General features: G+C 40.8%; 14 protein-coding genes. 4 read left to right on the top strand and 10 right to left on the bottom strand.

The window, feature by feature from the left end:
* Positions 1-3: 3 nt before the first annotated feature.
* From NFU46_RS10270 to NFU46_RS10300, 7 genes are all read right to left on the bottom strand, one after another.
* Positions 4-993 (bottom strand): Gfo/Idh/MocA family protein, encoded by a 990-nt coding sequence (locus tag NFU46_RS10270; protein ID WP_251601618.1) that lies wholly within the window; start codon positions 991-993, stop codon positions 4-6.
* 2 nt (positions 994-995) lie between these two features.
* Entirely contained in the window at positions 996-1,796 is an 801-nt protein-coding gene (locus NFU46_RS10275) for a class I SAM-dependent methyltransferase (RefSeq protein ID WP_251601620.1), read from the bottom strand.
* A 4-nt stretch (positions 1,797-1,800) separates the two neighbouring features.
* Positions 1,801-2,172 (bottom strand): hypothetical protein, encoded by a 372-nt coding sequence (locus NFU46_RS10280; RefSeq protein WP_130167665.1) that lies wholly within the window; start codon positions 2,170-2,172, stop codon positions 1,801-1,803.
* Between the two features lie 54 nt (positions 2,173-2,226).
* Positions 2,227-2,646 (bottom strand): DUF3429 domain-containing protein, encoded by a 420-nt coding sequence (locus tag NFU46_RS10285; RefSeq protein ID WP_130167664.1) that lies wholly within the window; start codon positions 2,644-2,646, stop codon positions 2,227-2,229.
* Between the two features lie 81 nt (positions 2,647-2,727).
* A complete protein-coding gene (locus tag NFU46_RS10290; RefSeq protein WP_251601622.1) occupies positions 2,728-4,263 on the bottom strand; it encodes an AMP-binding protein in 1,536 nt (511 codons plus the stop codon).
* A gap of 9 nt (positions 4,264-4,272) precedes the next feature.
* Positions 4,273-4,953, bottom strand: coding sequence for an SDR family NAD(P)-dependent oxidoreductase (locus NFU46_RS10295; protein WP_251601624.1), 681 nt, complete (start codon positions 4,951-4,953; stop codon positions 4,273-4,275).
* A gap of 97 nt (positions 4,954-5,050) precedes the next feature.
* Positions 5,051-6,070 (bottom strand): AraC family transcriptional regulator, encoded by a 1,020-nt coding sequence (locus tag NFU46_RS10300; protein ID WP_175078812.1) that lies wholly within the window; start codon positions 6,068-6,070, stop codon positions 5,051-5,053.
* Between the two features lie 148 nt (positions 6,071-6,218).
* On the opposite strand from NFU46_RS10300, the gene NFU46_RS10305 reads away from it, so the two are divergent.
* The 4 genes from NFU46_RS10305 to ahpF all read left to right on the top strand — a co-directional run bounded on the left by NFU46_RS10305 (position 6,219) and on the right by ahpF (position 10,285).
* Entirely contained in the window at positions 6,219-7,220 is a 1,002-nt protein-coding gene (locus NFU46_RS10305; RefSeq protein WP_251601626.1) for an NAD(P)-dependent oxidoreductase, read from the top strand.
* Positions 7,221-7,267: 47 nt separating this feature from the next.
* Positions 7,268-7,771 (top strand): 2,4'-dihydroxyacetophenone dioxygenase family protein, encoded by a 504-nt coding sequence (locus NFU46_RS10310; protein ID WP_054562481.1) that lies wholly within the window; start codon positions 7,268-7,270, stop codon positions 7,769-7,771.
* Between the two features lie 208 nt (positions 7,772-7,979).
* A complete protein-coding gene (ahpC, locus tag NFU46_RS10315; protein ID WP_054553958.1) occupies positions 7,980-8,549 on the top strand; it encodes an alkyl hydroperoxide reductase subunit C in 570 nt (189 codons plus the stop codon).
* A 155-nt stretch (positions 8,550-8,704) separates the two neighbouring features.
* A complete protein-coding gene (gene ahpF / locus NFU46_RS10320) occupies positions 8,705-10,285 on the top strand; it encodes an alkyl hydroperoxide reductase subunit F (RefSeq protein WP_251601628.1) in 1,581 nt (526 codons plus the stop codon).
* Between the two features lie 101 nt (positions 10,286-10,386).
* Here the strand turns inward: ahpF and NFU46_RS10325 are convergent, their stop codons facing one another.
* From NFU46_RS10325 to NFU46_RS10335, 3 genes are read right to left on the bottom strand one after another with little or no spacing between them, the layout of a single operon-like run.
* On the bottom strand, positions 10,387-10,857 hold the full coding sequence (locus tag NFU46_RS10325; protein WP_251601630.1) for a DM13 domain-containing protein: 471 nt from the start codon (positions 10,855-10,857) through the stop codon (positions 10,387-10,389).
* Positions 10,858-10,859: 2 nt separating this feature from the next.
* Positions 10,860-11,666: an ABC transporter substrate-binding protein gene (locus tag NFU46_RS10330; RefSeq protein WP_251601632.1), complete on the bottom strand. Its 807-nt coding sequence runs from the start codon at positions 11,664-11,666 to the stop codon at positions 10,860-10,862.
* A 36-nt stretch (positions 11,667-11,702) separates the two neighbouring features.
* Entirely contained in the window at positions 11,703-13,328 is a 1,626-nt protein-coding gene (locus NFU46_RS10335) for a methyl-accepting chemotaxis protein (protein ID WP_251601634.1), read from the bottom strand.
* Between the last annotated feature and the right edge of the window lie 169 nt (positions 13,329-13,497).

Below are 13,497 nucleotides of genomic sequence, written 5' to 3' on the forward strand. Positions count from 1 at the left end.
CTATTAGTTTTTATCTGCGGGGTACACAACGCCAAGTTGGCTTCGTGCTTCATCGAGCACCGCCATAACTTGTTTTGACAGTGTATGAGTATTAACTGATGACTCAATTTGTCCGGCATTCGCTGCTTGAATAAAGTGGTTTACTTCATGGCGCATAAAGTGTTCATCAAATGGCTCAGAGAGTTCTTCAACTGTGCCATCGTTACCTATATATTGCATACGCTTTAATAAAGAGACTGCTTCGATACGAATACGGCCTTTTTCACCTTGGATCTCAGTAAAATTATCGCCTTGCGAGATTTTCGAATAGCTGATCACCGCTTGCTTATCTGAGTAATTTAATAATACATCGCCAGCTCCATCAACGCCGGTTTCAAGTAACACGCCGCTGGCTTTTACACTCTGAGGCGCGCCCCATAATGCGAGTAAAATATACAGCGGATAGATACCTAAATCGACTAATGCACCGTTAGCAAATTCTGGCAAGAAAGTATTTGGTCGCTCGCCATTTTTATATTTATCGTAACGTGATGAGTACTGACTATATTGACCAATATATTTGCGGGGGGTGCCAATCTTTGCAATTGCATTTTTTAAGCGTGCGAAGTTTGGTAAATGGGTGGTCATCATCGCTTCCATGTATAAGCGTTGATGTGTTTTGGCCGCCTGAATGATGGCCTCTAGTTCTTTACTATTAGCAGCCGAAGGCTTTTCACCTAAAACATGTTTACCGGCTTTTAAACACATTACAGCATATTCTTTGTGTAAGCTATTTGGCGCAGCAATGTAGACAGCATCGACTAATGAGTCTTCGCATACTTGCTCAATATTGGTAAACACCTTAGCCTTTTGAGCATCGTGCTTTGCAAGGAAAGCCTCGCCTGTTTGCTGCTCTCGAGAGCACACACCATATAAGGAGAATTGTTCAATTTGTTTAGCTGCACTCAGTAGTGTATCGCTTATAAAATTGGTACCTACAATGACAAAGTTCATGGTTACTCCTCGTTGTTTTGTGCAAGCCATGCTTGCCAATCCAGTTCAAACTTTTCCATTTGTTTATGTTTTTTGCTTAACAAATGTTTGTCTTCATCTTCTTGTGCCATATAAGGGCCTACGCGGCATAATGCACAGTGTTTATCACCTAAATAAGCGGGTAAAGTCAGCTTTTCAGTAATACTATTGTCAGTTTTTTCGCTAAATACATAGGTAATGCCGCTGGTGTCTTTAACGTGTTTATCGCGATCAACATTGCGAATTTTATAGCCAGGGAATAAATTAATATCGAATGGCATTTGTCCTAGATATTGGCAAGTCAGCCCTTGATTTAAGCTGCCTTCAATATTCCATTCGCGATAAGGTTTTACATCTTTAGAGGTGATGAAGCAGAGCATTGGGCCGTTTTTATCTAATGCGAACTGGCTTGCGTAGTCTAGGTAGCGATGCAACAAAGCACGGTTTAAAACATTCATACCACCTTGTTGGGTATTTGCCTTAAATGCAGCTTCACCTTTAAACGCGGGTATAAGTGGAAATTGAAAAATAACCACATCAAAACAAGCGCTATCTAAGCGCTGCCACGAGTCTGGCTTTGTTACATCAAACTCAGTGAGTGTTTCAATGTTAAGTTGTCGCAAGGCGCGAAGTGCATTGTCGGCATATTTTTGTTCTATGGTGTTTGCATCATCATAAGTTGAAGCAACAAGCTTGGCCGGTTTTATATAACGCGCAATAGAGTGTGAAAATGATAAATCACCATCGCCAACCGTTAATATGCGCCAACTAGGGTCTAAAAACATGTTGTTATTTGCCTTGTGCTGGCGTTGTTTCTTGTGCGATTTCAGGGCAAAGGGCTAAGCGAGTTTTAAGCCCTTCAATGGCTATTTGCTTAAAGATTAAGTTAAAACTAATCAATACGGCAATAACGATATGAATAGGACCATGGGTAAAACCTGCGTCTGTATCAAAAAGCATTAAGCCGAATAACAAGAACATGGTAGCTAAAAATATTTCAATCAACTGATTAGAATATAGCTTTAAGCTGCCTTGGTTTTTATGATCTTTTTTAATGTGAATCGCACAAAAAAATGGGATCACTTTTACCTTAAAGTGGGCGTTTTTTTCTACGTAATTTTCGCCAAGGTGGTCTAGTTTAGCGCGCAGTTGATCTATCATAGCAAGTCCTTAAAAAACTGAGCCGCGGATGTTACCGCAAACGCAAGAAAAGGGCTACTCAGGATAGATACTCATGCCGATTACAAATATGTGGCATACAAAAACCACAGACGTTAAAACAAAACGCATTTTTTGATAATCAACGTGATAGGTTTGCCACTGTGGTGAGCTTTTTTCAAATAACAGCACTAACCAAAAACTTGCTGCGAGCCAAGCCAGTGTCCAAGTTGCTGGTAAAAAGCTTAAAAAGCCAATCGGTAAGATAGGAATAATCGCTTTTATAGCATCAGCATGCGTTTGCTGTCCTGCATGCCATAAATTGCCAGCCATAAAGGCTAAAATAGCGATGCTATAAAAAGTGAAAAAGTCTAAGTTGACGGCATTACTTCCTGCAATAAGTGGCCAACCTACGCAGCCTAAAAACGGTAGTAAACCTAAGTAACCGAGTTGAATGTGATTAATAAACTTTTCCATAATGACCTTAAAGCCGCCTAACTGGTATAAAATAACTCGTGGTTATTTTATACCAGTTAGGCGGCTAAAACGATCGCTTTATTATTGGCGTAATTCTCGACGCAGAATTTTGCCAACCGTCGATTTAGGTAATTGCTCCATAAAAATGATTGATTTAGGCACTTTATAAGCACTTAAGTTTTCGCGGCAATAGTCACTCACTTGTTGCTCATCAATCTGATCTTTTAAAGTAATGTAGGCACAGACACGCTCACCGGTTTTTTCATCTTTTGCACCAATAACGGCTGCTTCACAGATAGCTGGGTGCTGACAAAGTACGTTTTCTACTTCGTTAGGGTACACGTTAAAGCCAGAAACAATAATCATGTCTTTTAAACGGTCTACAATTTTGTAATTTCCACTTGGTAGTTTTAGACCCACATCACCAGTTTTGAAAAAACCTCGCTTCATACATTTGTCGGTTTCGTCTTGGCGCTGCCAATAACCCATCATCACCTGCGGGCCTTTAACAACAATTTCGCCAGACTCACCGTCAGCAACAGGCTCGTCGTTTTCATCCCAAATTTCCACAGTAGTGTTTGAGAGTGGGCGGCCAATACTACCAATTTCTTCTTTTTTAAAGTCGTTTAAGGTTGCAACAGGCGAAGTTTCTGATAAGCCATAGCCTTCTGTGATTGTACAACCTGTGGTGTTCATCCACGCATCAGCTGCAGCATGTGTTAAAGCTGCGCCCCCAGAGACGGTCATTTTTAGGTTTGAAAAATTCAGTGCTTTGAACCCTGGGTGCATACACAAGCCAATAAATAAGGTGTTAATCCCTGAAAAGTAATTAATCTCAAATGGTTCGATTTGCTTAACTAACGCATCTAAATCACGAGGATTTGGGATCAGTACGTTAAATTGCCCCATGGCAAATAGGCCAACCATATTCACTGTAAAGGCGTAAATATGATAAAGCGGAAGCGGGCAAATACCCGTTTCTTGACCGGGCTTTAAAATATTGTCAAAGCGCTCATTCATTTGCTCGGCATTGGCTAAAATGTTGCCATGACTAAGCATCGCAGCTTTGGCAACCCCTGTGGTGCCGCCGGTGTATTGTAAAACAGCAATATCGTCACGACTTGCTTGATGAGCATCAAGAGGGGCGAGTCTTTCACCTTGGCGAATGAGTTCGTTTAACGAAAATTGACCCTCTTGCAATGTTGGCTCAGCAACAGCCGCTGCAACAATAACGGTTTTGATCGACGTATCATTGATAACCGTTGCTAATTTATCGGTAAGAGCGTCAAGAATAACAATGGCCTTAACATCTGCATCATTAAACTGGTGTAGCATTTCACGAGCAGTATAAAGCGGGTTGGTATTGACTACGATTAAACCTGCACGAATTGCTGCATAGGTAACGATAGGGTAATCAACAATATTAGGTAGTTGAATGGCTATCCTGTCTCCAGCAACAAGACCACTTTGTTGTTGAAACCACTGTGCCAAATAGCGAGACTGTTGTTCAACTTGGGCATAGCTGAGTGTTTTACCTGCACTGTTATAGGCAGGAAGGTCAGCATAAGTTTGACACGTGTGCTCAATTAATTGTGTTAGGTTATCATGTGTGTTCATGGGGATTCCTTAGCGTGTTGTTCTTATTAATTGTTGTTTAATGAGGCGATCCATCACAGAACCCATTATCCAATTCGGTAAGTAACGACTCATGATATAGGTTAGTTTAGATTGTAAGCCTAGGATCACCATTAATTTTTGTTTATCTAAGCCTCGCAGAATATGCTTTGCGGTATCGATAGGGTTTGCCACAGCTATATGTTTTTCGCTTTCGCAAATTAAGCTGATTTTTATGTTATTTGGCTTATATTTCTTGCGTAGCTTTTTGGCTAAAATCAAAGCGCTTGGTTGTGGCGTAAATTTAGTTGCATCAATAAGGGGGGATGTAATTGCTAGGTGGCCGTTCATGCTTAAGTGTGGCGTTATTAGTGTTGCAAAGTGCTGACAAGCAATACTATTTTCTTTACTTAGTTGCTCATTGGTACTGCAGCTAAAAATGGCTAAATCTGGTTTGCCTATCGCTGCGATTGCATTATTTACTTGAGTTTGCAGCGCTTCATTATCCCAGATATGCGTAGCAAAATACTCAATGTATTGGTAATCATCAGCAAGCTCACTTAACGATTGTTTTGTTTGTTCGTTGAAATGTACGTCAAATAAAGCGACATCGTCACCACGGCTAATATATTGCTTTGCCAATTCGAACCCAATGCCACTGTTGGCACCGGTAATAAACACTCTTCTTAACATTGCACGACCACTAATTAGCGAAACTAGCTAGTCAATATATATAAATTGTTAACAGAAAACTTAGCTTTTAACGACTCGTTTTTAACTTTTTACGCCATTAGCTCGAGTGTAACTTACGATAATCTTTTGGTGGAATGCCATACCAGCGCTTAAAAGCGCGAGTAAACTCGCTGTAATTAGAAAAGCTTAAGATATCTGAGATGTTCGATAAACTGAGGCTAGATTCTGTTAAATATTGGTGTGCTAGATTACAGCGTACATCATCGACTAATTCACGAAAGGTTGTGTCATGCTTTGTTAAGTGACGCTGCAAGCTACGAGCACTCATTGATAGCTTTTCGGCTATTAGGTTTACGCCAAACTCTTCGTGGAGTAAGTATTGCTTGATCAGTACTTCAACATGATCTGCAATGTTTTCGCGTTTTGTGTCTGCTGGCTGTCCAAGCTGTTGGCTAAGTATAGAAAACAACTGCTTATCTGAATTCTTAATAGGGAGCTTTAGGTATTTTTTCTCAAATACTACTGCGGTGTGTGCACAGTTAAATACCGGAACTTGGCCAAGAGCTTGACGATAAACACTCGGATTTTCATCGCAGCTATGGGGAAGCTCCAAGCGGTGGAGTTTTATTTGATCATCGGTTAATTGTTTTAATAAATTGACCCCGACGCTTAAAGCTAAGTCGGCACCATGATAAACGCTCACCTTTAGGCTCGTGCGAACAAAAAACGATAGCTTTACATAGTCTTGGTCTACTTCAAGGAGTAAGTCAGCGCTATTTTGATGAACATGATAGTACTTAGTTAAATTTTTTAGTGCCATTTCAAGGGTGTCGCAATTGCCCATCAAATAACCAACAGACCCTAAAATATTCAAGCTTTGCCAACGGCCTAATTCTAGCCCGAAATAGGGCAGGTTTAATTCTTTCGCCGTGAGTTCTAATAGCTGAATGAGTTGCTGATACTGCACAAAGTTATTGGCATCTTGTAGTTGTTTTCTGTCTAAACCAACGCGCGATAATAGTGCGTCAGGGTTCACCAATTTACTTTCGATCAGTTCAATATAGCCGTGTAGAGCAGATACTCTAATTAGATCGGGTGCTTGTGTTAATCGGGGCATAGTGTGCTCTTTTTTAGTGCGTTGGCGTAAAAAGTAAAAAAAATTGCGTTAAAAGTAAAGTAATACAGGTCATTAAAGTTTAACAATGTATTAACTGATTGACCTGTTGACTGCAATTAAGGCTGTAACGTGCTTAGAGGAACACACAATGAACTACTCAAAAGTTTTTATCAGTGGCGGCAATGGTTTTATTGGCCGCACTCTCGCACGCTACTTTAAAGCGCATGGGGTCGATGTATGCGGCGTTGATTTAACACCCTGTGAAGAATTTAACATTGTTGCTGGTAATTTGAATGAGCCAGCGAGTTGGCGCTCAATAATGAATGACTGCGATTTAGTTATTCATACAGCGGCAATTGTTTCAAATGCGTTTAGCTATAAACAAACATGGCAGGCGAATGTGGGTTGGACGAAAAACTTACTCGATGCAGCGGTGGCTGCAAACACAGTAAAGCGCTTTATTCATATTTCGTCGACCGCCGTCTATGGTAGTGATTGGCAAACTGATATTAAAGAAGATGCGCCTTTGTTCCCTGATGGCAGAGCCTATAACGATTCGAAAATGATGAGCGAGCATTTATCACTAAGCTATCACGCTAGTAAAAAACTCAATGTCACAATAATTCGCCCTGGCGATGTCTATGGGCCCGGCTCAAGACCGTGGATAGCTTACCCATTACAAGAAATCGCCAAAGGCAAGTTCATGGTGTCAGAGGGCATGTTTGGGCCTGTTTATATTGATGATTTAGTCAAAGGCATTTACCAAAGTGCCATGAGCGACGATGCAAGCGGTGAAATTTTTAATCTATCAGGCCCTGAGCAAGTGACTAATCAAGTTTATTTTAATTACTTGGCACAGGCACAAGGGAAAAATCACGTCACAGTAGTGAATTTGGCTTTAGCGTTAAAGCTAACAGGGTTCATTGAGTGGTGTTATCACCTTGTTGGTAAAACCACAGATATCAATCCGTCGACCATGCGCATGCTAAGTCGTAAAAGTGCAGCGTACAGTAATGAAAAGGCGCAGAACATTTTTGGTTATAAACCAGAATTTACATTACAGCAAGGTATGAAACATGCATTGCAGTGGGCGTATGAACAAGGACTGTGTAAAGAAGAACCACGCACAGATACCGCCACAGCAAATTAAAGGCAACTAGTTAACTTATTGAAAGCAAGTGAAAAGAGGGCACACATATGGCATTACCAGATATTATTAATCATCAAGATTTCTTACTGACTATTCATACAAATGATGAAAAGCTAATTAAAAACGCTTTACCAGGCGTGCACATTTATCCACTCATGCTCGATTCTGAGAATGGGGTATGGGTATTACGCGTTTTATTTGAGCCGGGTACGGTTTTGCCAAAGCACTTTCATACTGGGGTTGTACATTTATATACCTTAGCAGGCAGCTGGCACTACACAGAATACCCTGACGATTTACAAGTGGCTGGTAGCTATTTGTTTGAGCCAGGCGGTTCTATTCATCAATTTCAAGTACCAGCAGACAATACTGAAGTGACCGATACCTTTATGGTGGTTATGGGATCTAACATTAACTTTGACCCAGATGGTAACTATATGAACATTATGGATGCAGGTTGGATTGAGCAAGTGATGTTAGCAGCCGCAAAAGAGCAAGGAATTGAGCCTAACTACATTAAACCAAAGAGTTTATATGGTTTTAGTAAGTAATTTTATTCCCTGAAGTGAAAGCCCTTGATTACATAAGTGATTGAGGGCTTTATAGTTTTTGGTATTCTTAATCTTTCAATCTAAAAAACAAATTAATTTAATCTAAACAATCAATTTTATTTTGATCGCTCACACCTCTATTGTATTAATCAAGCCGACGCAAGGCTGCGTTAATTAAACTTTTTTAAATACATCAATGAGGAATATTATGAGCACTTCATTAATTAACACAAAACTACAACCATTCAATGCAACAGCTTACCACAACGGTGACTTTGTAGAACTAACAGAAAAAGACGTGCTAGGTAAGTGGTCAATCTTCTTCTTCTACCCAGCAGACTTCACTTTCGTGTGTCCTACAGAGCTTGGTGATGTTGCTGATTACTACGAGCAGCTTCAAGAAATGGGTGTTGAAGTTTACTCAGTATCAACTGACACGCACTTCACTCACAAAGCATGGCACGATACGTCTGACACAATTGGTAAAATCAAATTCCCAATGATTGGTGACCCTACAGGTCGTATTACACGTAACTTCGGTGTGATGATTGAAGACGAAGGTCTTGCTCTTCGTGGTACATTCGTAATGAACCCTGAAGGCGAAATCAAAGTAATCGAAACTCACGACTTAGGTATCGGTCGTAGCGCGAAAGAGTTAGTACGTAAAGTACAAGCTGCACAGTACATTGCTAATCACGACGGTGAAGTATGTCCTGCATCATGGCAGCCAGGTGAAGAGACACTTGCACCTTCACTAGACCTAGTAGGCAAAATCTAATTTGCCACAGCATTAAACGATAGCAAAGCTTTGCTTTGCTATCTCAATGCAACCTTAATTGCCCATCACAACTCACATTAAGCACATTAGCGGGTGATGGGCAGTTATCCCTAAAATTTTTCTAGATTATTTATTCTGAACTCAAGGGCTAAGCCATGTTAGATACAAATATCAAAAACCAATTAACAAGCCACTTTGCTTCTATTACCAGCCCTGTTGAGCTGCTTATCGCCTTGGATGACAGCAATAAATCAACAGAACTTAAAAACTTAGCAAACGATTTAGCTTCGTTAAGCGACAGATTCTCGGTGCGAGATAACCCTAGCCAAGATGTGCGTCGTCCATCTATGGTGGTATCTTCACCTATTAACAATACGCAAATCACATTTGCGGGTGTGCCTATGGGCCACGAATTCACAAGCTTGATCCTTGCTCTACTGCATACAGGCGGTCATCCAAGTAAGGCATCAGAGACTGAAATTGAACAAATTAAATCATTGCCTGGGCCGCTTAACTTTGAAGTGTATATTTCATTGAGTTGTCAAACATGTCCGCAAGTAGTGCAAGCACTTAACCTGATGGCGGCACACAATGAAAATGTTACGGCTACGATGATTGATGGCGCCTTGTTCCAAGACGAAGTGAACGAGCGTAATGTGTTAGCAGTACCGGCTGTGTACTTAAATGGTGAGTTATTCAGCCAAGGCGCTGTAAACCTGACTGATATCTTAAATAAAGTAGATACCAATGCGGCTGCACGCCAAGCCGAAGCACTGAACGATAAAGAGTTATTCGATGTACTTGTTGTTGGTGGTGGCCCTGCAGGCGCTTCTGCGGCAATTTATTCAGCACGTAAAGGCTTAAATACGGGTGTGGTTGCAGAGCGTTTTGGTGGTCAGGTATCAGACACATTAGCAATTGAAAACTTTATATCAGTTAAAGCGACCGAAGGCCCTAAATTGGTTGCACAACTTGAAGAGCACGTAAAAGAATACGATGTTGATGTAATGCAAAACCAACGTGCGGCATCGCTTACTAAGCAAGATAATTATCAAATTACGCTAGAAAATGGCGCGGTTTTAAATGCTAAATCAGTGGTATTAGCAACTGGTGCACGCTGGCGTGAAATGAATGTACCCGGTGAGAAAGAGTATCGCGGTCATGGCGTTGCTTACTGTCCTCACTGTGATGGTCCGTTATTTAAAGGCAAAGCGGTAGCAGTAATCGGTGGTGGTAACTCAGGTATTGAAGCTGCAATTGACCTTGCAAACATTGTTGAGCATGTCACCGTGCTGGAGTTTGCTGATACCTTACGTGCTGATGAAGTACTTATTCGTAAAGCAAATAGCTTAAACAACATTACTATTATCAAAAACGCGCAAACGACTGAAGTTGTTGGTGATGGTAAACGAGTAACAGGCTTAAGCTATATTGACTGCATCTCTGGCGATGAAAACTCACTTGAGCTTGCAGGTATCTTTGTGCAAATCGGCTTGGTGCCAAACACTGAATGGTTAAAAGATTCAGCGTTATCACTGACTCGCTTTGGCGAAATCGAAATTGATAGCAAAGGTGCAACATCATTACCGGGGGTTTACGCTGCAGGTGATGCAACAACAACGCCGTTTAAGCAAATCATTATTGCAATGGGCAGTGGTGCAACGGCAAGTTTAGGTGCATTTGATTACTTAATTCGCCACAGCGATGAGACTCAAAGCACAGAAGATGCAGCCTAATTAGTTGCATAAACAATGACTCTTGATTAGGCAGCTCACACCCATAGTTGCCGCTTTAAAGCCGCCCTCTCCAAAGGCGGCTTTGTTTTTTATTAGTACAGCTATTGATACTGCGCTGCAGTAATAAACTCCTCAAAACTTTCACACCAAATAACTACTGTATTGTAATCACTGACATCGATACCTTGTGGTACAACTAATTTAAAGCCATTGAACGAGCGCACACCTGCAACACGCTGCATTGTGCCTTTTTGTGCTAAGAAATCGGCTTCGTTATCAATAAAGTTTCGCGATAGATAAAGTTGATAGTCAGGCCCAGGTGATAACGTGCCCTGCATAGAAATAGCATCATTCGTTAGATACACCTTGCCATCACCATAATGCAAGCGATCTGAGCCTTTGAGATCGGGCTTAAACGTTGCACTAAACTGAGCTCGACCTTGATGCTGCTTCAAAACAGCAATATCGGGTGCTGGTTGTTCAGTTAAAATAGGTAAACTGTACACTCCAGCTATAAAACCCGCTGCAAAAATCGCCAATGTCATAATGGTAATTATCAGCGCTTTTAGCATGCTTACTCCTTATTTTTTAGCGTTATGATGTGACGTTGCTTTAAAGAAAACTGTTTTTCAACATCACCAAAGTATTGCAAATAGAGCTTCTCAAGTTCACCTGATTGCTGCAGTTTTTGCATACCTTGTTCTAGCATATCTCTAATGTGACTATTACTTTTACTTAAGTAAAAGTAATAGTCACTGGGGTATTGCAACATAATGTTTGGTGCAATAACAAAATTGAACTGCTTTAGTTTATTTAGTTCGCTACCAATAGCCAGTACTGAGCGTGGAAAGTAATCACCGAGTCCAGTTTCAAGGGCTTTTACCATCCCTGGGTAATCAAGCTCGCCATTGACTGTTAAACCATTGTTTTTCAGTACGGTATAATCAGACCAGCTCTGTTTTTGTAGGCCAACCAAGGGAGTTAAATCAGCAAGGGTTTCGATGTTGCTAAACTTTTCTTGATCTTCATGGCGGATAATAAGCAAACGTTGGCCGTGTAAGCCCTTGTAGAGAGGAATAGTCGTTCTGACTAATGAATCAGTTTGCTGCTGGGGTAAAGAAAGCCATGCTAAGGTAATTGTTTTATTATGGCTTAGCTGCTCTACAACACGTTTATTATTCATAGGCCTAATATTGTAAAGCAGTACAACATCCACACCCATTGCGGCAAAACTTTTGTCGAGAATGTCGTGAATATATTGATTTTTCGCCGCATCGTTATAGCTAGGTTTAGCAAGCTGAATAACAATTTGTTCATTAGCTAATACTTGTAGACTCGACAGAGCAAATGTCATTAAAAATATCAGTATTGCTCTGTTCATTAATTTAAGTCCTTTTTTGAGCGCAGGTTTATACGACTATACTTTGAAAACATGCACCTGCTGTTGTAGACGCGAAGCCAGTGAGGCCAACTCTTGGCTGGCTTGTGCATTTTGTTGCGAGCTTTCGCTAACCAGTGAAATGCTACTACTAAATTCATTAATATTACAACTTAGTTCGTTAGCAACAGTAGTTTGCTCATCCGTTGCGGTGGATACTTGGTTGTTCATATCGGCGATAAGAGCCATTTCTTGAGTAATTTCAGTCAGTAATTGTGATGAGCGCTCTGCATATTCAACACTTTGTTTAGCACTTTCGTCGGCATTACCCATGGCGGTAACGGCTTGCTGCGCCATTGCTTGTAGTTTACTGATCATTTCGTTAATACTGGCTGTGGCTTTTTGCGTGTTGTGCGCAAGCTGCCTTACTTCATCGGCTACTACTGCGAAACCGCGACCCGACTCACCTGCGCGTGCTGCTTCAATGGCCGCATTTAAAGCGAGTAAATTGGTTTGTTCTGCAACACCTTGGATCATCATAACGACTTGATTGATATCGGTTGATTGTGTATTTAACTCATTGATTAATTTTGTATTCGCATTAACGATATGTGATAGACGGTTTATTGCATCGATATTTTCTTGCACAGACTGCTGACCCTGTTTAGCTGTTTTATCAGTGTGAGTGGCTTTTTCTGATGTTGATAATGCATTTGCGGCCACTTGCTCAATGGCACTACTCATTTGCGTAATAGCGGTGGCAATCATCGCTGATTGATGCTCTTGCTCTGTGGCAGTGCTTGCAACTTGGTCACTAATTGAGTTCATTTGCTCTGCAGCGGATGAAAGGGTGAGTGTTGCGCTAGTTACATCATTTACAAGTGCATGAATGCGTTCCATCATGGCATTAAAGTGGTTTGCTGCTTGGGCTATTTCGTCATTACCATGGGTTTTGGCGCGCAGACGCAAATCGGCATTTTCTGAGATAGAACCTATCGTTTCACTTAACGACAACAATGGGTTATGGATAGAGCGGTATATAATAAAGGCAATAGCCAATAATAAAATTATTAATATAGTGATAGAGGCAGTCATAGCGATACTGACTTGAGCAAAATCTTTATCTGCGGCGTTTTTAAACTTGTTAGCCTCATTGATTTGTAAGCTTATTAGCCCTTGATAGCTTTCACTGAGAGGGTCAAACACATCGTAAAGATTTTTTACGAACACCTCGTTAGGCACTGCTTTAAGTTGGTCACTTTTAACTTGGGTTAAAAACGCGCCGAGTGCGCTTTCTACCACAGCAAGATTCTTTTCCACGATATTAACTAAGCGCTGCTCTTCTGTGGTTAGCTTGGTCCCTAAGTAGCTTTTCCATTTGCTATCAGCAACATTTTTTGCATTTTCAACGGCGGCTAGAAAGTCAGTTTTTGAAATTTGCTCAGCGCGGTATTTATGGAATAGATCAACAATGCTAACTGCGTAATTGTCCGATACTGTTTTTATCTGCTCAAGGGGGATGACTCTATCGTCATACAAACTGTCGATGCCTTTTATCATGCCCGACATAATAGACATTGTAAAAATAGAAGTGATCACAAAAACTGTAACCGGTAACAAAGCCAAGACGGCTAATCGCGTACGAACGGTGTAGTTATTTAACATGAGCGTGCAAATTTTTGTAAGGACTTAGTATTAAAGCTAATAGAGAAATGGTTTTAAGCAAGTTTTTGCAATTGTTTTGCAGGCTTTTTCTTAAGATACATATCTATTACGACTTAAAGGTAGCCACAGAGGGGCGTTGGCTCTGGTTAAGATAACAAAGCCAGTATTT

This window comes from Pseudoalteromonas sp. NCCP-2140 (assembly GCF_023708065.1).
Lineage (GTDB): Bacteria > Pseudomonadota > Gammaproteobacteria > Enterobacterales > Alteromonadaceae > Pseudoalteromonas.

Coding starts and splice junctions, on each gene's coding strand:
- NFU46_RS10270 (WP_251601618.1), bottom strand. CDS start 993: ATGAACTTTGTCATTGTAGGTACCAATTTTATAAGCGATACACTACTG.
- NFU46_RS10275 (WP_251601620.1), bottom strand. CDS start 1,796: ATGTTTTTAGACCCTAGTTGGCGCATATTAACGGTTGGCGATGGTGAT.
- NFU46_RS10280 (WP_130167665.1), bottom strand. CDS start 2,172: ATGATAGATCAACTGCGCGCTAAACTAGACCACCTTGGCGAAAATTAC.
- NFU46_RS10285 (WP_130167664.1), bottom strand. CDS start 2,646: ATGGAAAAGTTTATTAATCACATTCAACTCGGTTACTTAGGTTTACTA.
- NFU46_RS10290 (WP_251601622.1), bottom strand. CDS start 4,263: ATGAACACACATGATAACCTAACACAATTAATTGAGCACACGTGTCAA.
- NFU46_RS10295 (WP_251601624.1), bottom strand. CDS start 4,953: ATGTTAAGAAGAGTGTTTATTACCGGTGCCAACAGTGGCATTGGGTTC.
- NFU46_RS10300 (WP_175078812.1), bottom strand. CDS start 6,070: ATGCCCCGATTAACACAAGCACCCGATCTAATTAGAGTATCTGCTCTA.
- NFU46_RS10305 (WP_251601626.1), top strand. CDS start 6,219: ATGAACTACTCAAAAGTTTTTATCAGTGGCGGCAATGGTTTTATTGGC.
- NFU46_RS10310 (WP_054562481.1), top strand. CDS start 7,268: ATGGCATTACCAGATATTATTAATCATCAAGATTTCTTACTGACTATT.
- ahpC (WP_054553958.1), top strand. CDS start 7,980: ATGAGCACTTCATTAATTAACACAAAACTACAACCATTCAATGCAACA.
- ahpF (WP_251601628.1), top strand. CDS start 8,705: ATGTTAGATACAAATATCAAAAACCAATTAACAAGCCACTTTGCTTCT.
- NFU46_RS10325 (WP_251601630.1), bottom strand. CDS start 10,857: ATGCTAAAAGCGCTGATAATTACCATTATGACATTGGCGATTTTTGCA.
- NFU46_RS10330 (WP_251601632.1), bottom strand. CDS start 11,666: ATGAACAGAGCAATACTGATATTTTTAATGACATTTGCTCTGTCGAGT.
- NFU46_RS10335 (WP_251601634.1), bottom strand. CDS start 13,328: ATGTTAAATAACTACACCGTTCGTACGCGATTAGCCGTCTTGGCTTTG.